This is a genomic window from Stenotrophomonas sp. FSL W7-1447, from assembly GCF_037966425.1.
Lineage (GTDB): Bacteria > Pseudomonadota > Gammaproteobacteria > Xanthomonadales > Xanthomonadaceae > Stenotrophomonas > Stenotrophomonas pavanii.
The window spans coordinates 4,650,001-4,676,899 of sequence record NZ_CP150199.1 but is presented as its reverse complement, the minus strand read 5'-3'; the positions used below and the strand labels follow the sequence as shown (position 1 = coordinate 4,676,899).

At 68.9% G+C, this 26,899-nt stretch carries 26 protein-coding genes (1 of these 26 cut by a window edge); 11 read left to right on the top strand and 15 right to left on the bottom strand.

Annotation, left to right across the window (positions count from 1 at the left end; all coding sequences use genetic code 11):
* The first annotated feature begins 4 nt into the window (after window positions 1–4).
* Entirely contained in the window at window positions 5–784 is a 780-nt protein-coding gene (locus tag NSQ78_RS21660) for a hypothetical protein (RefSeq protein ID WP_064239556.1), read from the top strand.
* Between the two features lie 60 nt (window positions 785–844).
* On the opposite strand, the gene NSQ78_RS21655 is transcribed toward NSQ78_RS21660, so the two are convergent.
* The 12 genes from NSQ78_RS21655 to NSQ78_RS21600 all read right to left on the bottom strand — a co-directional run bounded on the left by NSQ78_RS21655 (window position 845) and on the right by NSQ78_RS21600 (window position 11,146).
* Window positions 845–1,336, bottom strand: a complete 492-nt coding sequence (locus NSQ78_RS21655) for a lysozyme (protein WP_223224805.1) — start codon at window positions 1,334–1,336, stop codon at window positions 845–847.
* An 85-nt stretch (window positions 1,337–1,421) separates the two neighbouring features.
* Window positions 1,422–2,606, bottom strand: a complete 1,185-nt coding sequence (locus NSQ78_RS21650) for a hypothetical protein (protein WP_064239554.1) — start codon at window positions 2,604–2,606, stop codon at window positions 1,422–1,424.
* A gap of 88 nt (window positions 2,607–2,694) precedes the next feature.
* The gene (locus NSQ78_RS21645) at window positions 2,695–3,492 is read right to left on the bottom strand and encodes a hypothetical protein (RefSeq protein WP_149901874.1); all 798 of its coding nucleotides are present in this window, start codon (window positions 3,490–3,492) and stop codon (window positions 2,695–2,697) included.
* On the bottom strand, window positions 3,489–4,433 hold the full coding sequence (locus tag NSQ78_RS21640; RefSeq protein ID WP_064239552.1) for a 2OG-Fe dioxygenase family protein: 945 nt from the start codon (window positions 4,431–4,433) through the stop codon (window positions 3,489–3,491). Before NSQ78_RS21640 ends, NSQ78_RS21645 begins: the two co-directional genes overlap by 4 nt.
* A 218-nt stretch (window positions 4,434–4,651) precedes the next feature.
* Entirely contained in the window at window positions 4,652–4,828 is a 177-nt protein-coding gene (locus NSQ78_RS21635; protein ID WP_154803416.1) for a hypothetical protein, read from the bottom strand.
* A gap of 32 nt (window positions 4,829–4,860) precedes the next feature.
* Window positions 4,861–5,295: a hypothetical protein gene (locus tag NSQ78_RS21630; RefSeq protein ID WP_064239551.1), complete on the bottom strand. Its 435-nt coding sequence runs from the start codon at window positions 5,293–5,295 to the stop codon at window positions 4,861–4,863.
* A 171-nt stretch (window positions 5,296–5,466) separates the two neighbouring features.
* Window positions 5,467–5,865, bottom strand: a complete 399-nt coding sequence (locus NSQ78_RS21625) for a hypothetical protein (protein WP_064239550.1) — start codon at window positions 5,863–5,865, stop codon at window positions 5,467–5,469.
* A 94-nt stretch (window positions 5,866–5,959) separates the two neighbouring features.
* Complete coding sequence (locus NSQ78_RS21620; protein WP_064239549.1) at window positions 5,960–7,999, bottom strand: FUSC family protein; 2,040 nt, start codon at window positions 7,997–7,999, stop codon at window positions 5,960–5,962.
* Between the two features lie 3 nt (window positions 8,000–8,002).
* On the bottom strand, window positions 8,003–9,463 hold the full coding sequence (locus NSQ78_RS21615) for an efflux transporter outer membrane subunit (RefSeq protein WP_057494914.1): 1,461 nt from the start codon (window positions 9,461–9,463) through the stop codon (window positions 8,003–8,005).
* Window positions 9,460–10,377 carry an HlyD family secretion protein gene (locus NSQ78_RS21610; protein ID WP_064239548.1) on the bottom strand — a complete coding sequence of 306 codons (918 nt, stop codon included), beginning with the start codon at window positions 10,375–10,377 and terminating at the stop codon, window positions 9,460–9,462. The genes NSQ78_RS21615 and NSQ78_RS21610 overlap by 4 nt, the downstream gene beginning before the upstream one ends.
* The gene (locus NSQ78_RS21605; RefSeq protein WP_010487502.1) at window positions 10,374–10,583 is read right to left on the bottom strand and encodes a DUF1656 domain-containing protein; all 210 of its coding nucleotides are present in this window, start codon (window positions 10,581–10,583) and stop codon (window positions 10,374–10,376) included. Before NSQ78_RS21605 ends, NSQ78_RS21610 begins: the two co-directional genes overlap by 4 nt.
* Before the next feature lie 107 nt (window positions 10,584–10,690).
* Window positions 10,691–11,146 carry a MarR family transcriptional regulator gene (locus NSQ78_RS21600; protein WP_005421298.1) on the bottom strand — a complete coding sequence of 152 codons (456 nt, stop codon included), beginning with the start codon at window positions 11,144–11,146 and terminating at the stop codon, window positions 10,691–10,693.
* Between the two features lie 578 nt (window positions 11,147–11,724).
* Here NSQ78_RS21600 and folE point away from each other — a divergent pair.
* From folE to NSQ78_RS21580, 4 genes are all read left to right on the top strand, one after another.
* Window positions 11,725–12,336, top strand: a complete 612-nt coding sequence (gene folE / locus NSQ78_RS21595; RefSeq protein ID WP_004141296.1) for a GTP cyclohydrolase I FolE — start codon at window positions 11,725–11,727, stop codon at window positions 12,334–12,336.
* Window positions 12,337–12,448: 112 nt separating this feature from the next.
* Window positions 12,449–13,918 (top strand): DUF3375 domain-containing protein, encoded by a 1,470-nt coding sequence (locus NSQ78_RS21590; protein WP_049466319.1) that lies wholly within the window; start codon window positions 12,449–12,451, stop codon window positions 13,916–13,918.
* Window positions 13,905–14,606: a DUF4194 domain-containing protein gene (locus tag NSQ78_RS21585; protein ID WP_049466320.1), complete on the top strand. Its 702-nt coding sequence runs from the start codon at window positions 13,905–13,907 to the stop codon at window positions 14,604–14,606. Before NSQ78_RS21590 ends, NSQ78_RS21585 begins: the two co-directional genes overlap by 14 nt.
* Window positions 14,607–14,622: 16 nt before the next feature.
* Window positions 14,623–18,003, top strand: a complete 3,381-nt coding sequence (locus tag NSQ78_RS21580) for an SbcC/MukB-like Walker B domain-containing protein (RefSeq protein ID WP_064239547.1) — start codon at window positions 14,623–14,625, stop codon at window positions 18,001–18,003.
* 214 nt (window positions 18,004–18,217) lie between these two features.
* Here NSQ78_RS21580 and NSQ78_RS21575 read toward each other — a convergent pair whose 3' ends face one another.
* A complete protein-coding gene (locus NSQ78_RS21575; RefSeq protein ID WP_049470705.1) occupies window positions 18,218–18,997 on the bottom strand; it encodes a TSUP family transporter in 780 nt (259 codons plus the stop codon).
* Between the two features lie 104 nt (window positions 18,998–19,101).
* Between NSQ78_RS21575 and NSQ78_RS21570 the strand changes: the two genes are divergently transcribed.
* Window positions 19,102–19,494 (top strand): YchJ family protein, encoded by a 393-nt coding sequence (locus tag NSQ78_RS21570; RefSeq protein ID WP_049470708.1) that lies wholly within the window; start codon window positions 19,102–19,104, stop codon window positions 19,492–19,494.
* A 2-nt stretch (window positions 19,495–19,496) separates the two neighbouring features.
* Here NSQ78_RS21570 and NSQ78_RS21565 read toward each other — a convergent pair whose 3' ends face one another.
* Window positions 19,497–20,777 (bottom strand): GGDEF domain-containing protein, encoded by a 1,281-nt coding sequence (locus NSQ78_RS21565; RefSeq protein ID WP_064239546.1) that lies wholly within the window; start codon window positions 20,775–20,777, stop codon window positions 19,497–19,499.
* A gap of 143 nt (window positions 20,778–20,920) precedes the next feature.
* On the opposite strand from NSQ78_RS21565, the gene egtB reads away from it, so the two are divergent.
* The 5 genes from egtB to NSQ78_RS21540 all read left to right on the top strand — a co-directional run bounded on the left by egtB (window position 20,921) and on the right by NSQ78_RS21540 (window position 26,857).
* The gene (gene egtB, locus NSQ78_RS21560) at window positions 20,921–22,192 is read left to right on the top strand and encodes an ergothioneine biosynthesis protein EgtB (RefSeq protein ID WP_064239545.1); all 1,272 of its coding nucleotides are present in this window, start codon (window positions 20,921–20,923) and stop codon (window positions 22,190–22,192) included.
* Complete coding sequence (egtD, locus tag NSQ78_RS21555) at window positions 22,189–23,163, top strand: L-histidine N(alpha)-methyltransferase (protein WP_064239544.1); 975 nt, start codon at window positions 22,189–22,191, stop codon at window positions 23,161–23,163. Before egtB ends, egtD begins: the two co-directional genes overlap by 4 nt.
* 81 nt (window positions 23,164–23,244) lie before the next feature.
* Complete coding sequence (locus tag NSQ78_RS21550; RefSeq protein ID WP_080473180.1) at window positions 23,245–25,431, top strand: lytic murein transglycosylase; 2,187 nt, start codon at window positions 23,245–23,247, stop codon at window positions 25,429–25,431.
* Between the two features lie 26 nt (window positions 25,432–25,457).
* Window positions 25,458–26,240 carry a DUF2628 domain-containing protein gene (locus tag NSQ78_RS21545; RefSeq protein ID WP_057495296.1) on the top strand — a complete coding sequence of 261 codons (783 nt, stop codon included), beginning with the start codon at window positions 25,458–25,460 and terminating at the stop codon, window positions 26,238–26,240.
* 71 nt (window positions 26,241–26,311) lie between these two features.
* The gene (locus NSQ78_RS21540) at window positions 26,312–26,857 is read left to right on the top strand and encodes a DUF2628 domain-containing protein (protein ID WP_064239543.1); all 546 of its coding nucleotides are present in this window, start codon (window positions 26,312–26,314) and stop codon (window positions 26,855–26,857) included.
* 9 nt (window positions 26,858–26,866) lie between these two features.
* Here the strand turns inward: NSQ78_RS21540 and NSQ78_RS21535 are convergent, their stop codons facing one another.
* Window positions 26,867–26,899, bottom strand: the final stretch of a protein-coding gene (locus tag NSQ78_RS21535) for a benzoate/H(+) symporter BenE family transporter (RefSeq protein ID WP_049470725.1). It continues 1,155 nt past the right edge of the window; 33 of the gene's 1,188 nt are visible here — the last part of the coding sequence; its start codon lies off the right edge, out of view — the gene reads right to left on this strand; it ends in the stop codon at window positions 26,867–26,869.

Below are 26,899 nucleotides of genomic sequence, written 5' to 3'. Positions count from 1 at the left end.
TCCGATGCATGCCCCACTTTCCCTCCGCCGCTCGCCGACGCTGCTGCTGGCCCCGCTGCTGGCCTGGGCCAGCCCATACCCGGATAGCGCCGTGGCTGCACTGCGCCAGCCCGACGCCACCACGCCCACCGCAGCAGCCACCTGGGTAGGCAGCAATGCCGGCAGCGGCCGACCCTGGTCACTGCGCCTGAGTGACGGCGCGGATGGGCGCCAGGTCACGCTGGAATTCGGTGAACCCTACAACTGCAGGGTCAAGGCCGCACGTAACCTCGCCGAAAATGGCCAGGTGCGCCTGACCATCAACGATGCCAACGGGGGCTACCGCTGCAACGCGCTGGTGGGCCAGATCGCCACGCTCGAAGTGCAGGGCCCGCAGGCGACGCTGCACGTGCCCGGCACCACACCGGTCGCAGTCGCGATGTGGAAACCCGGCCAGGCCACCGATGGGGGTGCCGATGCCGTGCAGGGCCGCTGGGTGAGCACGGTGACCAGCAATGGGCGGCCGATTGCCCTGCGCCTGCGGCTGGCGGCGCGTGACCCTGGCGACCGGGGCAGTGAACTGGCCTATGACAGCCCGCGCAGCTGTCGTGCTCCGCTGCGCTATGAAGGCACCACTGCACAGGGCAGCTGGTTCAGCGCACTGCCGGGGCCGGGAGGGCAGGCCTGCGACCGCCTGATCGGCCACTGGCTGCGGGTGCAGGCCGATGCGGATGCCACACGGCTGCAGATCGAACCGGGCATCGGGGAATGCGTGCCCAACTGCAGTCTGCAACGCACGCCCTGAGCATGCCGCGTACCCACCCGCGCCCCGCGATGCCCGACCAGGCATCGCGGGGCGTTGCCGTTACCAGTGGTCGTAGCTGCCGCTGCTGTACATGCGCCACTCGGCGCCACGGCGGTTGACCAGTCCCTTCATCACTTTGCCCTGCGACCGTGTCCATGCCATCCAGGCCGCCTCCAGGTTGGCGTAGGGCGTGGCCACGTGCGGATCGTTGACCAGCTTGAGCACCGAGGAACGGCCGAAATTGCCGCTACCGATGTTGAAGCACAGGATCACCAGGGCATCGAACTGGTGCTGGGCCAGGCTGGGTTTCACGCTGCGGACGACCATCTGCTCGAAGGGCGCCAGGTCCCTGAGCAGCAGCCGTTCGGCTTCGGCCAAGGTGACGCCCCGGCCCAGTGCCGCCCATTCGTCGCGGGTGATCAGGTGCCCGTAGCCGACGGTCGCACCGGCCACCCAATGGTCGATCGCCTTGCCTGTCTGGTCATCGTAGGGTTGCAGCCGCTGTCCTTCCACCCGCTTGAGCCAGTCGATGCCCTGTGGGCTCAACGTCATTGCGTTCATCGTGCTTCCTCGTTGGTCTGGGCGCATCCAGGAGAGGTCGCCGTGCCATGTGAGCATGGCCGGGCATCGGTGGCCTTCATCGCCGCTCGGGCAGCTTGAAGCCGATGTAGGTACCCGAACTGAGGCCCATCAGGCCCAGCAGGGTCGGGCTGAGCTCGGGCATGCTCAGGTTGTTGTAGACACCGGACAGGAACACCACGCCGAGGATCAGGGTGAAGGCGAAGATCTGGAACCGGTCGAAGCGGTAGCCGTGCGCATCGGACAGCAGATCGTGCAGCAGCCCGTGCGAGGCGTTGTGGCCGCTTTCAGCGTCCGGCCCGGCACCGCCGTGCTCGGCCAGCTGACGGCGGGCGGCATGCAGGCGGCTGCGGCTTTGCCCGATCGAGGTGCGTTGGGCCGGCCACTGCCCGCGCGCGTCGGCGGCAGGCGCATCCACGAGCGGTGGGAAAGTGCCGGGCGCGGGGCCGCCAGCATCGATCACCGCGTCGCTCAATGCCGTGCCGGCGCTGATGCCCAGCAGCGCCAGCAGCGAGGGATGGATGGTGTCGGTGTCGTCGGTCACGAGCCAGATGGCGGTGTAGGAGAGGTAGATCAGGAAGAACCACACCGCCATCTGGAAACGGCCGAGATCGTAGGGCCCCAGCCCGTAAGGGATCGGCTTGCGGATGATGCTGGTGGTGCGCGCCAGGTGCACGAATACCAGCAGGGTGACCACCACCACGGCCAGCGCGATACCGCCGTAGATGGGCGAGATCACGGTCAGCTGCACCCGCCCGCGCTCGTCGTGCACGCTGGCGAACGGCGAGCCGTCGACCGGGCCGACGCTGAAGGTGACCGCACGCCGCATGCCATCCGGCGCGCCGAGTAGATCCGTCCACACGCTGCGGCTGTCGTTGTTGATCCGTGGGTGGTAGACCAGCAGGCCGTTGCCCAGGTCGATCGATTCGGGAAACGTGCCGGGCAGCGCGCGGCCATCGATGAACGGCACCAGCCGTCGCGCGTCGTTGCGTGCCGCCCAGACCGCCAGCCCCTGCACGCGCACGGTGATGCTGTAGTCCAGCTCCAGGTGGCCGTGCAGGCCGAGTACGCGTGGTGCCTCCGGTTCGGCCGCCGGCAATTTCGGTGACAGCAGGCTGCCCAACAGTGCGGCCAGCAGCAGGGCCACGATGCGCAGCAGCGCGGCGCGCCGGAAATGGCGGCGCCGCCGGGCCTGTGTGGGAGGGCAGGCAGGTGCGCGCGGCGCGGGGCGGGGGCAGGGCATCGGTGGACTCCGTGCAGGTGGCGCGGGGCTCATCGTCCCCGCCACACAGGTATAGGGCGCTCGCATGCGCCCCATCGCGCGCGGTGTTTCAGTGGTTTGCCGAGCCCTGCCAACGCCGCGTTCGGTGTGCCGGCCCATGCTCGGCCACGGCACGGCCGGCGCCGGGCACCATGACCGTGGTCGCGGCGGTGTAGGGGTACACGCCCAGATCGGAGATTACGTTCATGCCCGATTCTTCCGATACGTGGCGGATACGGCCGGCGACCACGCGCTCGACGGTCATTTGCTCGCCCATCGCGGCCATGCGCAGTGGTTGGGTAAACACCTCGGCACGAATGCCCAGCCGCCCATGACCCAGCAATGGCTGGGCGAATACCAGGTCGACCGAACGCCCCGGATCGATCACGTGCCAGCCCGCGGTCTCGGTGCGGAAGCTGAAGCGCGCACTGCGCCTGTCTCCGGCCACTTCCATATGGAACGGGCGCAGGCCGATCGGCAGCACCGCTGGGTCCTGCAGCAGCGTGTTGCGCGACCAGGGCACGCGTAGCCCCTCCTGTGCCGACAGCTCCAGCTGGATGTCCAGCACGGCAAAGCTCAGTTCGCCGACATTGGTGATGGTCAGCGTGTGCAAACTGTCCGCGTTGCGCTTGCCTTGGCTGTCGACGTCGCTGCTGATGGACAGCGAAGCCAGCGCCCGCTGGTGTTCCCACTGCATCGGTCGGGCCGACAGCCAGGCATCCAGTGCGATCACGAACGACACACCGGCAATGGTCAGCGGCAGTGCCTGCTCGGCCACCATGTGCACCAGTTTCACCAGCCGTTCGCGCCAGCCTGAGGGGGGGGACGATAGCCTACGGCGGGTACCGTGTCGGCGGCGCAGGCTCATGCGGCACCTGCTGGCAGCACATGGATGTCCAAGCCGAGGATCATCCGTTCGCCGCCGGCGTCGCTGTCGGCGTGGATGGCAGTCACCTCATGCCACAGCGGCGAGCGCGCGTCGGGCTGGAACAGGCCCTGGCCCTCGGCCAGCGTGTGCGAGAGCAGCAGGCGTCCGCCGCGGCCGAGGTAGACCCGCGAGTTGCCGCCACAGACGTTGTGGCGGCGGATCACCAGGGCCGACACGATGTAGTCGGCGCCGTCCTGGTGCACGCCCTCCGGTGCCGGTTCGGCCGTGCAATGGGGTCGCGCGAGGGTCAGCATCTGATGCAGCGATACCGCCAGCCGGGTCGCACCACAACGCTCGTGCACGGTCTCGGCGATGCCGGCCAACAGCCGCAGCAGATCGGCATCGCAGGCCAGTTCGGGCGGCAGCAACGCGAAGGTTCGGCGTGGAGCGCGGTCGCCGCTGGCGGGCTGCTCGAAGTGCGGGTCGTCCAGTGGCTGTATGTTCCAGCAGGCAGGTGCCACGCGGTCCAGCCCATACTTCCGCAGGGCGCGTCGGCGATGGGGTGCCACGCGCAGCACCGCCGCGCGCAGCATTGATGGCAATGCGTCCAACAGCGGCAGCCAGGCCGCATCCTGTTCACTGCCGTCCCAGCGGTCCAGCAGGGTGCGTACCGGTGCCTGCAGGATGCCGTGGTGACGCTTGATCAGGCGCCGGCGCCGCTGGGCCACGTCGTAGGTATCCCAGCACAGCGCATCGGTGTGGGTGGCCAGCGTATCCAGCAGACGCGATGAAAGGCCCAGCTGGTCGAGTTTGAACAACTGTGGCCACGGGCCGCGCTGGCGCTGTGGGGGCAGCGGTTGGCCGAGGCAACGCTGGGCGTGCAGTGTCGGGGGCGCATCCGATGCGGGCAGCGCATCGGACGCAGCGGCAGGAATGGCCATGGTGGTCTCCAGGAACGGAAAGCAGCGCGCCGTCAGTGGCGTGTGCGTGTCCTGTATAGCCAGCACCTGCCCGCGCCGCGGTGCTTGGTGTTGCGGCTGCTTGTCCGCGTGGCGCAACCGTGTGCAACGTGCAGCATGCTGCAGAGACAGCACGGCCACCGCAGGGCATGCGGTGGCCGTGAGGCAACGTAGCGTGCGGCCGAAGTTGCGGCCCGCGGTCAGTCCTGGGTGCCGGCCAGCGTCTGGTCCAGACGTGCATGCAGCGCCTGCATCTGTGCCTGTTCCAGCCCGGTCAGCGTCTGGCAGGTATCGGCATCGACCGCATGGCCGAAGTAGTTCAGAGCGTTGAGCAGGCCGATGATTTCGTCGTGGCTCAGTGGCGGCAGGGGGGACATGGCAGGCTCCGGAGATCTGCGGCAGCAGGAACTTACTTCAGCGCAGTGTAGTACGCCTGCCCGTTGGTAGGACGAAAGGCAGTGCCGCAGTCGCTGGCACCCGGATTGAAGATCACCACCGTGCCGGTGGACGTATCCCAGAACGCATGGCGGTTGCTGGACAGGGCCTTGTTGGTCGCGCCACTGCTGACGATCGGTTGCAGGAAGGTGGCAAAGGCGCCCTTGCTGGCAATGGTGGCGTTCGGGAAGGCCAGGCCGGCGATCACCACACCATTGATGAACTCACCGCTGTGCTTGGTATACGCATGGCCGTTGCTGATGCTCGTGGCAATGGTTGCGGCATTGGTTGCCGACGGCGGGCCGGCCACGGTGCAGGCCATCGTCGGCAGAGCAAAGGCAAGCGATAGCGACAGCGCCGACAACAGGGCCAGCAGGGGGCGGCGCAGGCGATGCAGGGTCTGGAACATGGCTGTTCTCCAGGAAGCGATGCAGGACGGCAGCGCGGTGTGCGTGCCGGCGGCATGGCATGCCGCGCTCCCTGTATAGGAGCGCACGTGCGGCGGCCCTGGTCCGTACGTGCCCGATCTGCGGCCACGTGTTGCAGATGGAGCATGCGGTAGCCGAAGCATCGCATCTGCTCAGTCGGGAATCAGTACCAACCCATCCGGGAACACGATCGCCGCTTCATCCGCACTCACGTCGAAGAAGCCCACGCCGTGCTTCTCGGCCAAGTCCTGCACGCGCCCGTGCGCGCGCTCAGCCACCGAGTAGGCGAACGCGCCGTAGATCACCTGGCGGCCGATGCTGTACTCGGTCACTTCGTCACGATCGTCATCGTCGTTGCTGAGTGGTCCGTCCAGCGGCGGGAAGTCCTGCGCCATCTCCGCGAACCACGCCTGCAGCGCCGGGCTGCTGACCGCCGGGTCGTCATACTCGTGGCGCTCGTTCCACTGCGTCTGCTTCTCGAACCAGGCGATGAAGGCTGCCGCCTCGCGTGGTGCGGCGCTGGCCTCGAACACCATCATGTCGTAACTCATTGGAGCTTCCTGTGCAGAGCAGGGGTCAGCGCCTTCGCCTGCGGCGAAGGATCCGACCCCGGCAACGGGGACTGTGGACGCACAGGGTATCGCGCTAGGGCTGTTCGGCCGCACTCATGGCCAAGCCCGGCGCCAACGCCTTCGCCTCCGGGAACAGCGCGAAGCGCAGGCCGATCAGGCCCATCAGCGCCTCGTCGCGCGCCTTGCAGGCGGCCACGCTGCCGACCCGTGCCATCGAGGTATCCAGCCGCTCGCGCAATGCGTCGGCTGCCACCATCGGCCTGCGCGCGGCGATCTGCCGGCGGTAGTGCACGGCCACCTCTTCCAGAATGTGCTCGACCGCCTCACGGCTGCGCTCGGGCAGTTCCAGCCGGGCGCGGCGCAGCTGCAGGATGTTCAGGCCGATGCGTGCTTCGTTGAGCATGTCCACCGAGGCGATGTCGCTGCCCTCCGGCGTCGCCGCCAGGCGCGGCGCGAGCAGGCCCAGCAGGTCGAGCATGCGCGCGGCGAAGCGCTGCCGGTCCTGCTGGCCACGTCCTTCGGCGGCCTCGGCCAGCGTGGTCCAGCCCTGCCGCACCAGGCGGCGCGCGGTCCACTCGGCACCCACCGAGCGGAACAGGCGGGTCATCACCACCGCAAAGCCGATGCCGATGAACATCGCGATCGACGAATTGAGGAAGGTCTGGATGTTGGCGCTGTAGGTGTTCTGCAGGCTCAGCAGTGCGGCCAGGTTGACCGTCAGCGGCAGCGCGAACAGCGCGCTCTTGGGGTGATGCAACAGCAGCCCCAACGGCAGGAACGCCACCGCCAGCACCAGCGCCAGCAGGCCGAAATCGTGCACGGCCGGGAACACGCCGAACAGGTACACGCCGGCCACCACCGAGGCGACCATCGCCCACACCAGGAACTGCACCATGCTGGGGGCCGGATCGTCCTGTGCGGCGAAGAATGCGGCGGTCACCGCCGCCATCATCGCGCCGTTGCCACCGCCCTCCCAACCGAGCGCGATCCACAGCACGCAGTAGCTCATCAGTGCCACGCCGGCACTGAGCGCGGAGAACAGTGCCATGCCGTAGTCGACGTGCCTGTCGGCGGCCACCCGTTCGGTGCGGATGCGGTAGTGCGCGCGGTCCAGCGGCGCCGTGCCCTGGTCGATCGCGTGCTGCAGGGTGCGGCAGTCCTGCCACAGGTCCACCAGCTCCTCCAGGCGCAGCAGCAGGCTGGCCAGCTGCAGGTGCTGCAGGTCGCGGTCCACCTGCGGCTTCAGCGCGCTGATGCGCGCGCGCAGTCGCGCGTACTCACTGGCGTTGGTCGGGCCATCCAGCCAATCGCGGATGTCGTCGACCAGCGCCGGCAGCCCGTCCGGCAGGGCCTGGCCATCGCTGCGCAGCGCGCTCAGGCGATCGGCAATCGAGGACAGCACCGGCAACAGCAGCAGCATGCGCTCGCGCAGGCGCTCCATCGACACTGCCGAACCAGCATGGCGTGGATCATCGCGGCGCAGGAATTCGATCAGCGCCTCGAACTGCACCAGGTCCGCGGCCAGCCGATTGCGCGGCGCATGCGCGCGGCCGCGCTCGAGGATCTGCCGGCACCACTGCGCGGCGTCCTCCATCCAGTTGCCGATGCGGGCGCGCAGCATCGGGCGTACCGAGGCCGGGAACAGCAGCGAAGCAAACAGCACCGCCACCACGGTGCCGAGGATGATCTCCTCGCTGCGCGCCACCACGGTGTCGAAGATGGTCTCCGGCGAGGTCACTGCCGGGAAGCCGATGAAGGCGGTGGTGTAGCCGGCCAGCAGGAACGCGTAACCGCGCGGGCCACGGTTGAGCAGGGCCATGAACAGGCACCCGGCCAGCCAGATCGACATCGCCGCGCTCAGTACCAGCGGCGTTTCCACCAGCGCCGGCAGCACCAGCAGGGTGGCCAGGCCGGCCACCAGCGTGCCGACGATGCGGTAGACGCCCTTGGCGCGGGTCGGCCCCAGCAGCGGCTGGCTGACGATGTAAACCGTGCCCATCGCCCAGTACGGGCGCGACAGGTTGCCGGCCATGGCGATGTACAGCGCGGCCACCGCGGCCAGGTAGGTCTTGATCGAGAACAGCCACGCCTGGCGGTCGGTCAGCGCGTTCATGGCCTACTTCGCTGCGGTTGCGGCATCGGGCGCGGCGGCGCTGGCCTGCCAGCCTCCGCCCAGCACCAGGAACAGGTGGATCTGGTCGCGCGAGACCTGTGCTTCGGCAGCGGCCAGGGTGGCATCGCTGCTGGCCAGGCTGCGGTCGGCATCCAGGCTGGACAGGTACGGCGTGCGGCCCCCCTGGTACAGCCGGCGGTTCTGCTCGGCGGCCAAGGCGGCCTGTTCCTGCGCGGTGCGCAGCGACTGCAGCCGGCGCAGGTCCTGGGCGTAGCGGTCCAGCGCGGTCTGGGTCTCGCGCAGCGCCTGCAGCACGGTGTGGTCGAACTCGGCCAGTGCCGCGTCGGCACCGGCTTCGGCGGCGTGGATGCGCGCGTGGGTACCGGACGACGGCAACGTCCACGAGATCAGTGGGCCGATCGACCACTGCTGGGTCATCGGCGTGCCGAAGTCTTCCAGCAGGCCGGCGGCACCGAGCGAGGCGCCCAGGCGGATGTCCGGATACAGCTCAGCGGTGGCGACGCCGATCCGCGCCGTGGCCGAGGCCAGCTTGCGCTCGGCCTGGCGCACGTCCGGGCGGCGTTGCAGCAGTGCCCGGCCGTCACCGACCGGCAGCGGCTGCGCCAGGCCGGGTGCGTGCGCACAGTCGATCACGCCGGCTGGCAGCTGGCCCGGGGTTTTCCCAAGCAGCGCGGCCAGCGAATAGGCGGCCGCCGAACGCTGCGCGCGCAGCGGCGGTAGCGCGGCTTCCAGCAGTGCCACCTGCGCATTGGCGCGGGCCAGCTCCGGCGGCGTGCCGCGGCCGGCCGCGATCAGGCGCTCGGTGACGCTGCGGCTGCGCTGCTGCAGCTGCAGCGAATGCTCGGCCACGTGCAGTTCGTGGTTGGCGTGGCAGATTTCCAGGTAGCTGTCGGCGACCTGCGCGACCACGCTGACCTGGGCCAGGTCGCGCGCCGCAGCAACGGATTGCTCGTCGGCACGCGCCGCCTCGGCGCCGCGCTTGAGCTTGCCGAACAGGTCGAACTGGTAGCTGACCGCGAACTTGCCATCGGCCAGGTTGATCACCGGCAGTTCGTGCTCCTGCAGGAACGATTCGGCCGACAGCTGCGCGCGGCTGACCCCGGCCTCGGCTTCGTACTCGAAGCCACCGGCGTCCAGCGCCTGTTCGTATACCGCCGCCGCACGGCGCAGGTGCGCATCGGCGGCCTTCAGTTCGACGTTGTCTCGCAGCGCCTGGGTGATCAGGCCATCCAGCACCGGGTCGTTGTACAGCGACCACCAGCGGTCGGGCAGCGCCTGGTTGGCGGCAATCTGCGGGTTCTGCGTATCGATGAACGCCGCATTGGCCTCCGGGCGCTTGAAGGCCGAGCCTTCCGGCAGTGCATAGTCGGGGCCAACGGTCCTGCACGCGGCCAGGCTGGCCAGCGCGACGATCAGGCCGAGACGGGGCAGGGCGGCGTTCACAGGCCCGCCTGTGTCGGCGCAGTGCCGGCCTTGTCGTTGTGCGGGTGACGGCCGGTGTCCACGGTCACCGTCGCGGTGCGGCCGGCAATCAGTTCCACGCCCTTGGGCACCTCGTCGATGGCGATGCGCACCGGAATGCGCTGGGCCAGGCGCACCCAGTCGAAGGCCGGGGTCACGTTCGGCAGCAGGGAGCTGCCAATGCTGCGGTAGCGATCCTCGATGCCGGCAGCGATGCTCTCCACATGGCCACGCAGCGGGGTCGATTCGCCCATCAGGCGGATGTCCACGCGCTGCCCCGGCGCCACGCCGCGCAGCCGGGTTTCCTCGAAGTAGCCATCGATGCGGAACGAACCGGTGTCCAGCAGCGCCAGCACCGGCTTGCCGGCCACCACGTAGTCGCCCACGCGCATCGTGCGGTCGTTGACCCGGCCGTCGGCCGGCGCGCGCACCTCGGTGCGGCCCAGGTTGAGCTCGGCCAGGTCCACGGCGGCCTGTGCCGTGGCCAGCGCGGCCTGTGCGGCCTGCAGCTTGGCGCGGCGCACTTCGGCGTCCTCGGCGGCAACCAGGTCCTGCAGGCTGCGGTCACGGCCGATCTCGCGGCGCAGCTGGGCCACCGAGGCCTGGCGCTCGGCCAGGCTGGCCTTGGCCTGTTCCAGCGCGATGCGATAGCGCGCGCGGTCGACCACGAACAGCAGGTCGCCCTTGCTCACCGCCTGGTTGTCGGCCACCTGCACCGTTTCAACCAGCCCGGAGACATCCGGCGCCACCTGCACCACGTCGGCGCCGACATGGGCGTCTCGAGTCCACGGCTCATCCATGTAATAGACCCACAGCTGGCGCAGCACCAGCAGGGCGACGATCACGGCTGCGCTGGTGAGCAGCACCGGCAGGGTCTTCTTCACGATCTTGTTCACGATTGCATCCAACGCAGGAGGTGGAACAGAAGGCCAAGCACGATCCCGTACAGCGCCAGGTTGAACAGCGCCGGGTGCCAGACATGGCGGTAGGCGCCGGCACGCTGCAACAGCGCGTGCAGGCCGCTGTTGACCAGATAGGCCAACAGCATCAACCCGAGCAGGGTCGGGACGAACACTCCGTGGAGACTGAATTCACCGGGCATCGGTAGGGGCGGGGGCGAGGAGGGAGGGGGAGGGACAACAGAACAACGACAACGGGCAAACGCCGCTGGCGTGTGCACGGCAGCGGCAGCGTCCGGCAGCAGCGGTCTTACGTGATGCGGTCGGCGGCCTCGGCCAGCAGGCGCCATGCCTTCAGCACGGCGTGCAGTTCATCCATGGAAAGTTCGCCGAACACGTCCTGGCGCAGGCCGATCAACTGGTCTTCCAATTCGCTGACCAGCGCATGGCCCTCGTCGGTCAGCCACAACAGGTTGGCGCGGCGGTCGCTGGCGTCGCTCTCGCGACGGACCAGGCCGCTGGCGCACAGCTTGTCCAGCAGGCGTACCAGCGAAGGCCCTTCCATGCCCAGCTGCTGGGCCAGCGCCACCTGGCGGATGCCACCGCCGGAGCGGCCGATCATCAGCAGGGGCATGGTGCAGGCGGTGGAGATGCCGTAGCTGCCGAGCCGGCTGTCGGCCAGGCGCTGCCACTGCCGCCCTGCATAAAGCAGGCCGGAGCTGAGCTGCATCTGCAGCACGGTGCGCTCGTCGAGGGGTCGGTCCATAAGAGATAGATAGGATACTACTAATTTCATTCCTATCAATAGGTTTTTCTGAATGGGTGGGGTGTAGTGAGGAAGGCGTTGCGCCTGCCTGGTGTCGGTGGGGCAGCGGGCGCCGGACGGTGCAGGACACGCCGTAAACCCACCTCCGGGGGTCCGGCCCCGCCCGGCCCCCGCTGCCTTCCCATCCCCCCCGCGAGCGCGGTGGGTTGGCTCTTAGAAGCAAGAGCAGAAGCAGTGCGGACCAACGGTCCGCACCCACCAGGGGAGTGGCCAAAGCAGCGGCGCGCCGCTTCCGAAGCCATGAACCCCCGCTTTTGCCCCCGCTTTCGGGGGGCAGGCCGCGCCCGCGGGACATCGCCAGGGAGTGGGAGAGGGGGCTGCGCAGGACCGTTGGCGCTATGGATGGCGCCATCGAGCCCCCATGGACGGGTTTACGGCGTGTCCTGCGCAGCCCCCTCTCCCACTCCAAACCGATAGCAACGACGCGCCAACAATGCCCCCCGATGAACCGTCCCCACAGGACGACCCACCCCCCGGTCGGGTACGATGCTCGCCCCCCGTTCGGGACGCTGTACGCAATGAGCAAGAACAACGAAAAGGCCGCCCCGCAGGGCGACGTGACCCAGGACCAGGCCGAGGATGCCGTGCGCACCCTGCTGCGCTGGGCCGGTGAGGACCCGTCCCGCGAAGGCCTGCTGGATACCCCCCGCCGTGTCGCCGAGGCCTATGGCGACTGGTTCAGCGGTTACCGCGATGACCCGCGCGCCTACATGGAGCGGACCTTCGAGGAAGTGGCTGGCTATGACGAACTGATCGTCCTGCGCGACATCGAGTACGAAAGCCACTGCGAACACCACATGGCGCCGATCATCGGCCGCGTGCACGTCGGTTACCTGCCGGCCGGCAAGGTGGTGGGCATCAGCAAGCTGGCCCGCGTCGTCGAAGCCTACGCCCGCCGTTTCCAGGTGCAGGAGAAGATGACCGCGCAGATCGCCCAGTGCATCCAGGATGTGCTGCAGCCGATCGGTGTCGGCGTGGTCGTCGAAGGCGCCCACGAATGCATGACCACCCGCGGCATCCACAAGCGTGGCGTCAGCATGGTCACCTCCAAGATGCTGGGCAGCTTCCGCGACGACGCGCGTACCCGCGCCGAGTTCCTGCGTTTCATCGAAGTGGGCGGCAAGCGCTGAGCCGCTTGCCTGCACCCCGCCGGCCCCGTGCGGCCGGCATGCCCACGGCTGTCCGCGCGGCCGCCGCGGGTGGCTGTTCGTCCCCGCCAGCCCTCATGACTCTTTTCGCTGCATGAAGCATCGCGAACGCATCTCCCGTTACCGCCATCTGCGCGAACAGCCCCAGTGGAAGCTGCTTGCCGCCGACCACGCTCCGGAAATCATCGGCCTGCTGCAGGGCCTGTTGATGGATGGCGAGCGCACGCTGCCCTCCTCGGTGCTCAACGAGCGCCTGCAACGGGCACTGGACCAGCTCAATGGCGATGAACTGTCGCGCGAGCTGCCGCGTACCGCGCAGGCCTACATCGCGCACTGGCTGGCGCAGGGCTGGCTGGAGCGCCGCCTGCCCGAAGGCGCCGACCAGGAACAGTACGAGCTGTCGACCGCAGCGCTGCAGGCGATCCGCTTCGCCGACGGCCTCGAGCAGGCCCGCGTGGCCGCCACCGAGAGCCGCCTGGCACTGGTCATCGAGCAGCTCTCGCAGCTGGCCGCGCAGACCGAGTCCGACCCCGACGCCCGCCTGTCGGCGCTGCGCGACGAGCGCGACCGCATCGATGCCGAGATCGCCCGCGTCGGCGCCGGCCGCGTCACCGCGCTGGACGGCAAGCGCGCGCTGGAACGTGCGCGCCAGATCATCGGCCTGGCCGACGAGCTGACCGAGGATTTCCGTCGCGTGCGCGACGACTTCGAGCAGCTCAACCGCGAGTTCCGCGAACGCATCATCGACGATGAAGGCGAGCGCGGCGACGTGCTGTCGCAGCTGTTCGAAGGCGTGGATGTGATCGGCGAAAGCGATGCCGGGCGCAGTTTCCAGGCCTTCTGGCGCCTGCTCAACGATGCCGAGCAGAGCGCCCAGCTCGATGCCGCCCTGGAAGCGGTGCTGGCGCGTGGCTTCGCCCGCCGCCTGGACCGCAACGAACGCAACTTCCTGCGCGGCTTCACCAGCACCATGCTCGAGCGTGGCGGCCAGGTACACGATGTGCTGCAGAACTTCGCGCGCAGCCTGCGCGGTTTCGTGCAGAGCCGTGGCTATCTGGAACAGCGCCGCCTCAACCAGCTGCTGAAGCAGGCGCAGTCCGAGGCGCTGGCACTGCGTGACGAGTTCCCCGCACAACGCGGCATCGGCCGTGACCTGCAGCTGACCACCAGCCGCCTGCGCTCGTGGTCGCAATGGAAGCTGCACGATCCGCGCAGCGCCCAGGTCGATGGCAACGTCGAATACAACGATGCCGCTGCGATCAGCCTGGAAAGCGTCGGCGATCTGGTCGCTTCGTCCGAAATCGACTTCCGTACCCTGCGCCGCGACCTGCACGACCTGCTCGACGCACAGCCGCGGCTCAGCATCGCCCAGGCCCTGTCGCAGCGCGAAGCGCCGCAGGGCCTCGGCAGCGTCATCGGCTACCTGTCGCTGGGCACGCGTTTTGGCAACGTGGTTGCCGGCGAGCAGGAGCTTGCGCAATGGCGAGGCGGCGACGGCCAGATCCGTCGCGCCCGCATCCCGCTGGTTTGGTTCACCCAGGAGAGACGCCATGAGCTGGCATGAAGATCCCATCGAAGCACCGCAGGCCGAGGGGGCGGAAGACGCCTACGACGCCGAACCGGTGGCGACCGTGGCGCAGCCCCGCCGTGGCAACGACGTGTATTACCTGGGCGACACCGGGCGCCTGCCGCTGGATGCGCGCCGCGCGCTGTGCCAGCTGCTGATCGGCCCCAGCATCGACCAGCTGCGCCACGCCAAGCTGTGGCCCGCGCTGATCCGCAGCGAGGCGGCCATCCGCTCGTCGCTGGCGGACCTGTTCCTGGAACTGGTGCTCGACCGCGACAGCGGCGTGGCGTTCACCCGCCAGGCCGACACCGAAGACGTGGATGCGCCGGTGCTGCTGCGCACCTCGCCGCTGACCTTCATCGACTCGGTGCTGCTGCTGTACCTGCGCCAGCAGCTGGCCGAGGCCGATGCGCGCGGCAACCGCGCGGTGGTGGCCGACGCCGAGATGGCCGAAGCGCTGGCCATCTACGAAAAGAACCTGTCCACCGACCGCGCCGGTTTCAACCGCCGCGTTGCATCGGCGGTGCAGAAGATGAAGGACAACCACATCCTGACCCGCCTCAGCGGCCAGGACGACCGCCACGAAGTCTCGCCGGCGCTGAAGCTGCTGTTCTCCGCCGAAGACGTGTCCCAGCTTTCGGCGGTCTACCGCCAGCTGCGCGAAACCCCGGCCGCCGAGGCCTGAGAGACCCGACCATCGCATGGCTATCTCCAAGCACACTCCCGCCCTGTTCAACGAAGGCCTGCCGGACCCGCGCCTGCAGCAGTTCCGCATGCGCCGCCTGCAGGTGCACAACTGGGGCACCTTCAACGGCCTGACCGAAGTGCCGATCGCCGAGCGCGGCTTCCTGTTCGTCGGCCGCTCCGGCTCGGGCAAGTCGACCCTGCTCGATGCCATGTCCGCGCTGCTGACGCCGCCGGCCATCGTCGACTTCAACGCCGCTGCGCGTGAAGCCGAGCGCAGTGGCCGCGACCGCAACCTGGTGTCCTACGTGCGTGGCGCCTGGGCCGACCAGCAGGACAGCGGCACCGGCGAGATCGCCACCCAGTACCTGCGCAAGGGTGCCACCTGGACCGCACTGGTGCTGGAATACCGCGCCGGCGATGGCCGCGTGGTCAGCCTGGTGCGCCTGCTGTGGATCTCCGGCAACGGCACCTCGGCCGGCGATGTGCGCAAGCACTACATGATCGCCGAACGTCCGTTCGACATCGCCAAGGATCTCGGCGGCTTCGACCTGGACCTGCGCAAGCTCAAGCAGAAGCTGCCCGACCTGCACCATTTCGACACCTTCTCCGGTTACGCCGAGCGTTTCCGCGACCTGCTCGGCATCGACAACGAGATGGCGCTGCGCCTGCTGCACAAGACGCAGTCGGCGAAGAACCTGGGCGACCTGAACGTCTTCCTGCGCGACTTCATGCTCGACACGCCGAAGACCTTCGACGCCGCCGAGCGCCTGGTCAGCGACTTCGCCGAGCTCGATGGCGCGCACCAGGCGGTGGTCACCGCCCGCCGCCAGGTGGAAACCCTGCTGCCGGCGCGTGCCTACTACAACGACCTGAAGGAAATGCACCGCCGTCGCGGCGACGACGAAGCGCTGAAGCTGGGTGTCGACAGCTTCCGCGAAAGCCGCCGCCAAGCACTGATCGAAGCGCGCCTGCGCGAGATGGATGTACGTGATCGCGGCCTGCTTGGCGAAGAAGCCCAGCGCCGCGCGGCGCTCGACAACCACACCGAACGGCTGGCCGAACTGGAACTGCAGCGCCGCCAGCAGGGCGGCGAACGCATCGAGGAACTGGAACGCGAGCAGGGCCGTGCGGAAGCGGAGCGCGATCGCCGCCAGGCCAAGCGCGAGCAGGCAAGCCTGGCCGCGCAGCAGCTGGGGGCTGACCTGCCGGACGACGCACACGGCTTCGCCGAGCTTGTCGAGCGTGCGCAGAACGAACTGCAGGACCGCCAGCGTGCCTCTTCGGCGCTGGACGATGCGATCAGCGAGCGCCTCGGCGGCAAGCGCGATGACGAGCGCCGTTTCGGCGAAGTCCGTGCGGAACTCGAAGCGATGCAGCGCACGCCCTCCAACATCCCGGCGCCGATGCAGAAGCTGCGCGCGCGCCTGGCCGAGGAAACCGGCATTGCCGAGGCGGCGCTGCCGTTCGTCGGCGAGCTGATCCAGGTCCGCTCGGAAGAGCAGGGCTGGCAGGGTGCCATCGAGCGCGTGCTGGGCGGCTTCGCGCTGTCGCTGCTGGTCGATGACAAGCACTACAACGAGGTTGCCGAGTGGGTGAATCGCACTCACCTTGGCATGCGCTTCACGTACTACCGTGTCCGCCGCAACGATGAAGCGTTCGCGCGCGAGCCGTCGGCGAAGTCGCTGCTGCACAAGCTGGAGCTGCGCGAGCACGTGTTCGAAAGCTGGCTGCGCCGCGAGCTGGGGAAGCGGTTTGACTACGAGTGCGTGGATGCCAAGCAGCTGCGCAACGTCGACCGCGGCATTACCCGCGAAGGCCAGGTCAAGCATCCGGGCGACCGCTTCGAAAAGGACGACCGCAGCGCGGTGGGCGACCGCCGGCGCTGGATCCTCGGCTTCAACAACCACGACAAGGTCGGCGCCTTCGAGCGCGAAGCCCAGGAACTGGCCAAGCGTATCGCCAGCTGCGAGACCGATATCGCGCGCCTGCGCGGCCAGCGTGACCGCGACAACGAACGCCGCCTGGCCTGCCACGAGCTGGTCAGCATCAGCTGGAACGAGATCGACGTCGCCGCACCGCAGCAGCGCCTGACCGATATCGAGGCCACCCTGCGCGACCTGCGCGAAGGCAACGCCGATCTTGCCAGGCTGGCCAAGCAGATCGACGCCGTGCGCGCCGACATCGAGCAGGCCCGCCGCACGTACGAAGACGTCCGCGTCGAGCGTGGCCAGCTGGTCAGGGAGCGCGATCGCCTCGACCGCGCACGCCAGCAGAGCCGTGCGCTGGTGCTGCCGACCCTGGCCCAGGAGCAGGAGGCCGGCCTCGCCGAGCGCCTGCAGGAGCAGGGCCCGCTCAGCCTGGAAACGCTCGAAGCGCACATGCGCCAGGTCAGCAACGCGCTGAACGAGCAGCTGTCGTCCTCGCAGCAGGACCTCAACCGCATCGAGAACCAGCTGATCGGCTGCTTCCGCCGCTTCATCCAGCAGTGGCCGGAGGAATCGGGCGACTTCACCGCATCGGTGGCCTCGGCCGAGGACTTCCTCGCCCGCCTCGAGCGGCTGGAGCGCGATGGCCTGCCGCAGCACGAGGAGCGCTTCTTCGATCTGCTGCAGAACCAGAGCAAGAACAACCTGCTGGCCCTGCAGCGCCACAGCGCAGAGGCACGCAAGTCGATCGGCCAGCGCCTGGATGAAGTGAACGCCAGCCTGGAACAGGTACCGTTCAACCGCGGCACGCTGCTGACCATCGAACTGAGCGACCGCCGCCTGCCGGAAGTGGCCGAGTTCCATCAGCAGCTGCGCGAAGTGCTGTCGCAGCAGCAGACCGAGCAGCGCGAACTGGCCGAATCGCAGTTCACCGTGCTGCGCCAGCTGGTCAACCGCCTGGGCTCGCAGGAAGGCGAGGACAAGCGCTGGCGCGAACTGGTGCTGGACGTGCGCATGCACGTGGAGTTCATTGGCGTCGAGCTGGATGCGGAAACGCGCCAGCAGGTCGAGATCTACCGCAGCGGCGCGGGCAAGTCCGGTGGCCAGCGCCAGAAGCTGGCCACCACCTGCCTGGCCGCGGCGCTGCGCTACCAGCTCGGCGGTGCCGACAGCCAGCTGCCCAGCTATGCCGCCGTGGTGCTCGACGAAGCCTTCGACAAGGCCGACAACGAGTTCACCGCACTGGCGATGAACATCTTCGACAACTTCGGCTTCCAGATGGTGGTCGCGACCCCGCTGAAGTCGGTGATGACGCTGGAACCGTTCATCGGCGGCGCCTGCTTTGTCGAGATCAGCGGCCGCCACGACTCCGGCGTGCTGTTGATCGAGTACGACGAAGAAGGCAAGCGCCTGAAGCTGCCTGAGCGCAGCCGCCAGCAGGCCAACGAACCGGAAGAAGCCGAGGCCTGACCCGGCCGATCGAATGGGAAATGCCGGCCAGCGGCCGGCACTACCCACGGGCGGGGTTCATGACCCGATCGAATGGGAATGCCGGCCAGCGGCCGGCACTACCCACGGGCGGGGTTCATGACCCGATCGAATGGGAATGCTTACCAGCGGCCGGCGCACCACCCATGGGCGGGGCTCATGACCCGGTAGTGTAGCCGCTGGCCTACAACCGCATTCACGCACCGCGGAACGTATCCCAGGCCATCCGCGCGATCAGCACCACCACCAGCCCCACGAACAGCTTGCGGATGAACGGCGTACCGCCCTTCAGCGCCAGGCGCGTGCCCACCACCGAACCGATGATGTTGGCTGCGGCCATCGGCAGCGCGAACAGCCACAGGATGTTGCCGGTCGGCACGAAGAACGAGATCGCTGCCACGTTCGTCGCCAGGTTCACCACCTTCGACGCCGCCGAGGCGCGCAGGAAATCCAGGCCGAAGAAGCGCACGAACAGGAAGATCAGGAAGCTGCCGGTGCCCGGCCCGAAGAAGCCGTCATAGAAGCCGATCGCCGCACCGATCGCCAGCGCGATCACCAGTTCGCGGCGGCCGATCTCCTGTGGCCGGTGCAGCGCACCGAAGTCCTTCTTCCACAGCGTATAGGCCAGCATCGCGACCAGCAGCACCAGCACCAGCGGGCGCACCGCGTCCTTGGGCAGCAGGCTTACCGCGGTGGCACCGGCAAAGGAGAAGACGAAGGCCGTGCCGGCTGCGAACAGCACCGGCTTCCACGGGAAGCGCACGTTGCGCGCATAACGCCAGGCGGCCGCACCCGTGCCGAACATCGAACTGAATTTGTTGGTACCGAACAGCATCGCCGGCGTCTGCTGCGGCAGCACCGTGAACAGGCCCGGCAGCTGCACCAGGCCACCGCCACCGACGGCGGCATCCACAAGACCGGCGATGAAGGCGATCACCACCAGCCACCACAATTCGGGGGGAACCAGGTCCAGCACGGCGATCCATCAGGTGGGGGGCGCGACAGCATACGCCTGTCCCGCTCCAGGCGGCGCCCGCCGCGCGCGTGGATCAATGCCTGCAACCCGGCGACAATGCCGCCATGAGCCGAAAATCCGCCGATCCCTGCCCCTGCGGCCTGCCCGCCGACTACGCTGCTTGCTGCGGCCGTTTCCATGCCGGTGACGTCGCGCCCGATGCCGAGCACCTGATGCGTTCGCGCTACAGCGCCTATGTGCGGGGTCTGGCCGGCTACCTGCGCCAGACCTGGCACCCGGACACGCGTCCGGCCGAGCTGACGCTGGACGATGCGCCAGGGCAGCGCACGCATTGGCTGGGCCTGACCGTGCACGAGCACACGGTCACCGGCGCCGACCGTGCCGAGGTCCGCTTCACCGCGCGCTACCGGGTGGGCGGCGGCAGCGCAGTGAAAATGACCGAGCACAGCCGCTTCCAACGCATCGACGGCCGCTGGTACTACCTCGACGCGGTCTGAATCTACCCGCCACGCACGGCCAGGCCGCGCTGTCCGCGGTGTGTCCGCACCTGGTTGCGGCCCCCGTCCTTGGCCACATACAGGGCCTGGTCGGCCGCCTTGACCACCGCCATCGGCCGGCGATCCACGTCACTGTCGGCCAGCCCGATGCTCACCGTTACCTGCACCACCTGGCCGTTGCCGCCGCGTCCGCGCTGCTGCCGGCCGGTTTCATCGTCACGGCTGCGGGTGCTGCGGTCGCGCAGCTGCATGCGCGTGTCTTCGATGCGCTGCCGCAGCGCTTCCACGGCATCGACACAGGCCTCCGCCGGGCGGTCCAGGAACACGACGGCGAACTCCTCGCCGCCGTAGCGGAACGCACGGCCTCCGTCACCGACCCGGGCCAGCCGCGACGCCACCAGGCGCAGCACATCGTCACCGGTATCGTGGCCGTGGGTGTCGTTGAACGACTTGAAGTGGTCCACGTCCACCATCGCGATGCTGTAGGTGCCGCGCGCCCGCTGCAGGGTCTCGTTGAACGCCCGTCGCCCCGGCAGGCCGGTCAGCTCATCGCGGAAGGCCATGTGGAAGGATTCCTGCAGCATCGCGCCGAGCATCAGCAGCAACGCGGCGCTGCTCAGTGCAGGCAGCAGCACCGGCTGCAGGAAGACCCTCGGTAGCATCCACCACAGGCACAGCAGGGCCAGCAGCATGGCCGTGTGCAGCGGCCGTGGATGCCGCCAGGCCTGCCAGCCCAGCGCTGCGGTCGCCAGCAGGAACAACAGTGCCGGCAGCTGTGCCAGCGCGTTCCAGTCGGCGGGAATCCAGCGCCAGTGACGGTTCGACAACAGATCGTGCATGCCCTGCGGCTGCTGTGCCGCCAGCAGCAGGAAGACCAGCAGCGCCGCACCCCACACCACGCTGCGCAGCAGCAGGTCCTGGCGGCGGCGTCCACGTTCCGGCCACAGCGCCAGCCCGGCGAACAGCAGCGGCAGCCACGCCGAGATCGCGTGGAAGCGCAGCGGAGTCAGGGCGTCCACATGGCCACTGTGCAGGTAACCCGCAACGTCGCGGTGGAGCAGGGCGAACGCCACCGCCGCCACCAGCAGCAGGCACAGCGTGCGCACATGGTGGTAGAGCAGGGCCAGGCCAGCGCCGAGGCAGGCCAGCAGCCAGGGCAGGATGCGCTGCGCCGGGCTGGCCACATCCTCGGTGCCCAGTGCCATCCACAGCACCAGAACGACCAGCACGGCGGGCAGCACGAACAGGTAATGCGCAGGCTGGCGGAGCGGATGCAGGGGCACGCGGGAAGTCCAGTGCGGTGACGATGCGGCCGCAACATTGCCGTTAGCGGCGTCCCTGCGTGCTTCTTGAATACGTCACCGTGTGAACGGTGCGGTGCGCGGCCATGACGTCGCACTCACCGCACTGCGCCGATGCTGTATGCATGGACAGCGTACCCGTCGCCGTCGCTGCCCCGCAGCGTGATCTCGCCCGCCACTTTGCCCGGGTGCGGGCGCGCAGCCTGCAACTGGCCGCCCCGCTCAGCGCCGAGGACGCCATGCTGCAGAGCATGCCCGACGCCAGCCCCAGCAAATGGCATCTGGCCCACACCACCTGGTTCTTCGAACGCTTCGTGCTGGCCGGTTTCGCCACTGCGGCGGCGCATGATCCGGCCTGGGATTACCTGTTCAACAGTTACTACAAGAGCCTCGGCCCGGCGCATGCCAGGCCACAGCGCGGGTTGCTGTCGCGGCCCTCGCTGCAGCAGGTGCAGGATTACCGGCAACAGGTCGACGCCCAGGTGCAGGCGCGGTTGGCCGCCGGTGACCTGGATGAGCGGGCGCTGCAGCACCTTCAGCTGGGCCTGCAGCACGAGCAGCAGCACCAGGAGTTGTTGCTGACCGACATCAAGCACGCATTCTGGTGCAATCCGCTGCAGCCGGCCTACCGCGATGACCTGCGGCCCGTCGCCAGCGTCGCCACGGCGCAGGGCTGGATCGAATCGCCCGAACGCATCGTCACCGTCGGCGCCCCGGCATGGCCGCAGCACGCCGATTTCGCCTACGACAACGAATCGCCCCCTCACCGCGTGCTGCTGCCGGCGCATGCACTGGCCGAGCGCCCGGTCAGCAATGCCGAGTACCGCGCGTTCATCGAGGCTGGCGGCTACCGCGAGCCGCGCTGGTGGCTCAGCGAAGGCTGGGCGCTGCGCGAGGCAGAAGACTGGCAGCATCCCCTGTACTGGGACGCGACCCTGCAGCGTGAGTACACCCTTGGCGGTTGGCGCGAGCTGGATCCACATGCGCCGGTCTGCCATCTCAGTTACTACGAGGCCGACGCCTGCGCCCGCTGGGCCGGTGCGCGCCTGCCCAGCGAGTTCGAGTGGGAAGCCGCCGCCGCGTCGCAGCCGCTGCATGGCCATTTCGCCGATGACGACCACCTGCACCCGCGGGCGGGGCAGGGCAGTGGGCTGCGGCAGCTGTTTGGCGATGTCTGGGAGTGGACCGCCAGCGCGTATGGCGCCTACCCGCGGTTCCGCCCCTTCGCCGGCAACCTCGGCGAGTACAACGGCAAGTTCATGTGTGGCCAGTGGGTACTGCGCGGCGGCAGCTGCGCCACGCCCCGCGACCACGTGCGCGCCAGTTACCGCAACTTCTTCATGCCGCCGGCGCGCTGGCAGTTCTCGGGCCTGCGCCTGGCCAGGGACCTGGCATGAGCACGGTGCAGGACGCGCTGCAGGCGCTGACCGACCTCACGCCCAGCCGGCAGCAGATCCTGGCCGATGTGCTCGCCGGCCTGTCAGGCCCGTCGCGGCAGCTGCCCTCCAAGTACTTCTATGATGCGCGCGGCTCGCGCCTGTTCGAGCAGATCACCCAGACCCGCGAGTACTACCCCACGCGCACCGAGCTGGCGCTGCTGGATCGGGTGTTGCCGGACGTCGCGCGCGTGGTCGGCCCGCGCCTGCACGTGGTGGAACTGGGCAGCGGCAGTGGCCGCAAGACCGCTCTGCTGCTGGCCGCCCTGCAGGACCCGGTGGCGTACACCCCGATCGAGATCTCGCGTGCGGCGCTGCTGTCCAGCATCGACCACCTGGCGCCGGCGCTGCCCGAGGTCGAGATGCTGCCGGTCTGTGCCGACTTCACCCGCCCTGTCGCCGTTCCCGCACCGGAACGTGCGCCGGCGCGCCGCCTGTTGTTCTTTCCCGGCTCCACGCTGGGCAACTTCGTCGAAGAAGAGGCGATCGCGCTGCTGCGCGCGATGCGCCAGACCATGGGCGCTGACGGCCTCGCCCTGGTGGGCATCGACCTGCACAAGGACCCGGCAGTGATCGAAGCGGCCTACAACGATGCGCAGGGTGTCACTGCGGCCTTCACCCTCAACCTGCTGGACCGGCTCAACCGCGAGATCGGCAGCGACTTCGATCTCGACGGCTTCCGCCACCGCGCGCGCTACAGCACCGCGCGGCTGCGCATCGAAACCGATCTGGTCAGCCGCTGGCCACAGGACGTCCATCTGGATGGCCACACGTTCCACTTCGCTGCCGATGAGCCGATCCGCGTGGAGTACAGCCACAAGTACACCGACGACAGCTTCGAGGCGCTGCTGCTGCAGGCCGGCCTGCAGGTCTCGCAGCGCTGGGACGTCGAAAGCCCCGCCTACGGCCTGCGCCTGCTGCGCGCGGTCTAGGGCGGAGCGGCCGCGCCCGCTTCAGGTTCGCCGGCGGCGCTGCCTCTAAGATGGCCGTGCAACGGCAACACGGAGGACGCCATGCCCATCCTGACCACGCTCGGCCTGGTGGCCGCGCTCGCCTCGGCACCGACGCCGCCTGCGGCACCTGCTGCCGATGGTGATCCCGCTTTCAGTCGCTGCCTGGCGGGTATCCAGGCCAGCGCCGCAGCCCAGGGCATCAGCGTCGACCGATTCAACGGAATCACCGCCGGCCTCACCGCGGACCCCAGCGTGCTCGGCCTGCTCGATGCGCAGCCGGAATTCACCACACCGATCTGGGACTACCTGGCCGCGCTGGTCGATCGCCAGCGCGTCGAGGATGGACGCCTCCAGCTGCGGCAGCACCGCGATCTGCTCGATCGGGTATCGGCGCAGTACGGTGTCGATCCCGCCACCATCGTCGCCGTCTGGGGCGTAGAGAGCGACTATGGCCGCGTGTTCGGCAAGCGCCCGTTGCTGCAGTCGCTGGCCACGCTGTCCTGTGCCGGCCGCCGCCAGGCCTTTTTCCGCGGCGAGCTGCTGGCGCTGCTTACCCTGATCGACCGTGGCGACCTGCAGGCGCAAGGGCTCACCGGCTCGTGGGCCGGCGCCTTCGGGCATACGCAGTTCATGCCCAGCACCTATGCACGCATCGCCGTGGACGGTGATGGCGATGGACGCCGCGACCTGGTCGGCAGCATTCCCGACGCCCTGGCCTCCACCGCCAACTACCTCAAGCGTGCAGGGTGGCGCAGTGGCGAGCCGTGGGGCATGGAAGTTCGCGTTCCGGCCGGGTTCAATGCCCGCCAGGCGGGCCGCACCCAGCGCCGTGCGCTGGCCGACTGGCGCGCGCAGGGGGTGACCGCGCTGGATGGCAGCGCCCTGGCCCCGGCCAACCTGCCCGCCGATGCACGTGCCGCCCTGCTGCTGCCCGCTGGCACCAAGGGGCCGGCATTGCTGGTGTTCCGCAACTACGATGCGATCTACAGCTACAACGCCGCCGAAAGCTATGCGCTGGCGATCGCTACGCTGGCCGACCAGCTGCGCGGTGGCGCCGGGCTGGCCACGGCCTGGCCGACCGATGATCCCGGCATCGGCCGCGACGAGCGCCGTCAGCTGCAGACGCTGCTGCTGGCCCGTGGCCACGACATCGGTGCCGCCGACGGCATGATCGGTAACGCCACGCGACGCGCGATCCAGGCCGAGCAGCAGCGCCTGGGCTGGGCCAATACCGATGGGCGGGCCGGACAGCGTATCCTGCGCGCACTGCAGGACGCGCCGGCTACCGCGCCGGTGCCCACCCGTTTCACGCTTCCCAGCAACTACAGCGCCGCGCAGTCGCCGGCCATCAGGAGTCGATCCAACGTGCAGCAGATCCAGGGCCTGCGCAGCGGGCAGTACCAGGGGCTCGATGCCTGGCTGGTGGACACCGCCGACGCCAGCGCGGCCATCAGCGTCTTTGGAGGCCAACTGCTTTCCTTCGTGCCCAAGGGCCAGCCGGACCTGATGTGGCTGTCTCCCCGGCGCGCCGAACCGCCCACGCCGATCCGCGGAGGCAGCCCGGTCTGCTGGCCGTACTTCGGCCGTCAGGGCCAGGGCAACGACGTGCCCGCGCACGGGTTCGTGCGCACCTTGCCCTGGGAGCTGCAGCAGGCCCGTCGCCTGGACGACGGAAGCATCGAGCTGACCCTGGCGCCACCGGTCCTGCAGCGCCTGGACCTGCGCCTGCGCATGATCGTCCGCGTGGGTCGCCAGCTCACCCAGCAGCTGATCACCGAGAACACCGGCAGTACCCCTGCCAGCATCACCCAGGCGCTGCACAACTATTTCCGCGTGGGTGACGCCAGCGCGGTGGACGTGGATGGCGTGGACGGGCTGGAGTATCTGGACAAGTTCGAGAACTATGCGCAGCCGCGCCGGCAGCAGGGGCCCTGGTCGTTGCGCGACCCGCGCGACCCCGGCCGCAGCGACCGCATCTACACGCAGGCCAACGGCCACTATGTCCTGCGCGATCCGGTGCTCAAGCGCCGCATCGACATCCGTACCGAGGGAAGCCGCTCGCTGGTTGCGTGGAACCCGGGGGCCGAGGCCGCAGCGAAGATGGCGGACGTCGGTGCAGGCTGGCGCGACTATGTGTGCCTGGAAGCGGCCAACGCGGGGCCCGACGTGGTGACGCTGCCGCCCGGCGGCAGGCACGTGCTGTCGCAGACGCTGTCCGCAGCGCCCTGGACGCCAGTCAACAAATAACGGATCAACGCGACAGGGACGTTTTCATGCAGGACGCGCAGTGGTGGTACGCCAACAGCAGGCAGAGCGAGGGACCGGTGGATCTGGCCGGGCTGCGCCGCCTGCAGCAGGACGGGACCGTAAACGCCCGCACACTGCTGTGGCGCGAGGGGATGGCATCGTGGCGGCCGCTGGCCGAACTGGATCCGTCGTTGGCGCCGGATCGCCCGTCCCCGCCGCCGGTTGAACCGGTGCACGCCGATGCCGGCAGCGTCGCTGCGGTCATCGATCCGTCCGACCCCTACCGTGCGCCCGCTGCTGCGCCGGCAATTGTGGCGGCACCTGCGGCAGCGCCAGCGCTGGAAGGTGACATCGCCCTGTACGCCGCCGTGGTCGGCGGCAACTTTCCGATCTATCGCCAGCGCTGGCGGCTGGACCAGGGCGTTGCCGGAGGCAGTGGCACCTGGCACTGGCCGGCCTTCCTGATCGGCGTCATCTGGATGGTGTACCGGCGGATGTACACGCTGGCGGCGATCTGGGCCGGCATGCTGGTGTTCTTCAGCATCGCCGAGGCGCTGCTCGGCGTACCGGAAGGCGTCTCGATGGTCATCACCCTCGTGATCAACACCCTCGCTGCGGTGTATGCCAACCGGTGGTACCTGGCGCATTGCCAGCGTGAGATCGCCCGTGCGCGCGCGCTGGCGGGAAACGACCAGGCGCGCCTGCGCAGCGAGTTGGCCGCGCGGGGTGATACCAACGCACCAGGGGCGGCCATGGTCGCCATCGTGGTCGTTGCGATGATGCTGGTGGGCCAGGCGATGGCGGGCTGACGCCTGCGCGGCTTCAGAACTGCCCGCACCTGCCGCTACCGCAGGTTCGTCCCGGGCAAGGAATCGCCGACATGATGCATCTGGATACCCCGCCGGTTGCCCCGGCCGATGACAATCCCTATCTGGCGCCTGCGGCAGAGGTGGACGGCACGACGGCTCCGTCCGATGCGGACCATCTGAACCTCCCGGTGGGGCCCAACGCGGCGCTCTACCGGCAGCGCTGGCACCTGGACAGCCCGGTGCCGAAGCCGCCGCGGCCGTGGCACTGGCCCGCGTTCCTGGTGCCGATGTACTGGCTGCTGCACCGGAAGATGTACCTGGCGGCCATCCTCTTCGAGTTGGCCATGTTCGGCATCGCGTTGCTGGCGGCCCGCGCCAGCCCGCTGCTCACGGTGGTGTTGCTGGCGGTGCCCCGCTTGGCCATCGCGGTGACCGCCAATGCGCTGTACCTGCGCTATTGCACGCGGCTGCTGGGCAAAGTGAAGGCTGCCCATGCCGGGCAGCACAACCGCATCCGCACTGAGCTGCAGCGGCGCGGTGGCACCAGTGTGTGGGCGGTAGTGATCGGCATGGCGTTCGTCGCGGTGATCAACAGCGTCGCCCGCCTGGCGGCCTGATCGGGTGGATCAGGCCGGTGTCCGCGCCCGCAGCACCAGCAG

What these genes read in the sequence shown, in the direction of transcription:
- NSQ78_RS21660 (WP_064239556.1), top strand. Translation starts at nt 5, where the DNA reads ATGCATGCCCCACTTTCCCTCCGCCGCTCGCCGACGCTGCTGCTGGCC.
- NSQ78_RS21655 (WP_223224805.1), bottom strand. Translation starts at nt 1,336, where the DNA reads ATGACGTTGAGCCCACAGGGCATCGACTGGCTCAAGCGGGTGGAAGGA.
- NSQ78_RS21650 (WP_064239554.1), bottom strand. Translation starts at nt 2,606, where the DNA reads ATGCCCTGCCCCCGCCCCGCGCCGCGCGCACCTGCCTGCCCTCCCACA.
- NSQ78_RS21645 (WP_149901874.1), bottom strand. Translation starts at nt 3,492, where the DNA reads ATGAGCCTGCGCCGCCGACACGGTACCCGCCGTAGGCTATCGTCCCCC.
- NSQ78_RS21640 (WP_064239552.1), bottom strand. Translation starts at nt 4,433, where the DNA reads ATGGCCATTCCTGCCGCTGCGTCCGATGCGCTGCCCGCATCGGATGCG.
- NSQ78_RS21635 (WP_154803416.1), bottom strand. Translation starts at nt 4,828, where the DNA reads ATGTCCCCCCTGCCGCCACTGAGCCACGACGAAATCATCGGCCTGCTC.
- NSQ78_RS21630 (WP_064239551.1), bottom strand. Translation starts at nt 5,295, where the DNA reads ATGTTCCAGACCCTGCATCGCCTGCGCCGCCCCCTGCTGGCCCTGTTG.
- NSQ78_RS21625 (WP_064239550.1), bottom strand. Translation starts at nt 5,865, where the DNA reads ATGAGTTACGACATGATGGTGTTCGAGGCCAGCGCCGCACCACGCGAG.
- NSQ78_RS21620 (WP_064239549.1), bottom strand. Translation starts at nt 7,999, where the DNA reads ATGAACGCGCTGACCGACCGCCAGGCGTGGCTGTTCTCGATCAAGACC.
- NSQ78_RS21605 (WP_010487502.1), bottom strand. Translation starts at nt 10,583, where the DNA reads ATGCCCGGTGAATTCAGTCTCCACGGAGTGTTCGTCCCGACCCTGCTC.
- NSQ78_RS21600 (WP_005421298.1), bottom strand. Translation starts at nt 11,146, where the DNA reads ATGGACCGACCCCTCGACGAGCGCACCGTGCTGCAGATGCAGCTCAGC.
- folE (WP_004141296.1), top strand. Translation starts at nt 11,725, where the DNA reads ATGAGCAAGAACAACGAAAAGGCCGCCCCGCAGGGCGACGTGACCCAG.
- NSQ78_RS21590 (WP_049466319.1), top strand. Translation starts at nt 12,449, where the DNA reads ATGAAGCATCGCGAACGCATCTCCCGTTACCGCCATCTGCGCGAACAG.
- NSQ78_RS21585 (WP_049466320.1), top strand. Translation starts at nt 13,905, where the DNA reads ATGAGCTGGCATGAAGATCCCATCGAAGCACCGCAGGCCGAGGGGGCG.
- NSQ78_RS21580 (WP_064239547.1), top strand. Translation starts at nt 14,623, where the DNA reads ATGGCTATCTCCAAGCACACTCCCGCCCTGTTCAACGAAGGCCTGCCG.
- NSQ78_RS21570 (WP_049470708.1), top strand. Translation starts at nt 19,102, where the DNA reads ATGAGCCGAAAATCCGCCGATCCCTGCCCCTGCGGCCTGCCCGCCGAC.
- egtB (WP_064239545.1), top strand. Translation starts at nt 20,921, where the DNA reads ATGGACAGCGTACCCGTCGCCGTCGCTGCCCCGCAGCGTGATCTCGCC.
- egtD (WP_064239544.1), top strand. Translation starts at nt 22,189, where the DNA reads ATGAGCACGGTGCAGGACGCGCTGCAGGCGCTGACCGACCTCACGCCC.
- NSQ78_RS21550 (WP_080473180.1), top strand. Translation starts at nt 23,245, where the DNA reads ATGCCCATCCTGACCACGCTCGGCCTGGTGGCCGCGCTCGCCTCGGCA.
- NSQ78_RS21545 (WP_057495296.1), top strand. Translation starts at nt 25,458, where the DNA reads ATGCAGGACGCGCAGTGGTGGTACGCCAACAGCAGGCAGAGCGAGGGA.
- NSQ78_RS21540 (WP_064239543.1), top strand. Translation starts at nt 26,312, where the DNA reads ATGATGCATCTGGATACCCCGCCGGTTGCCCCGGCCGATGACAATCCC.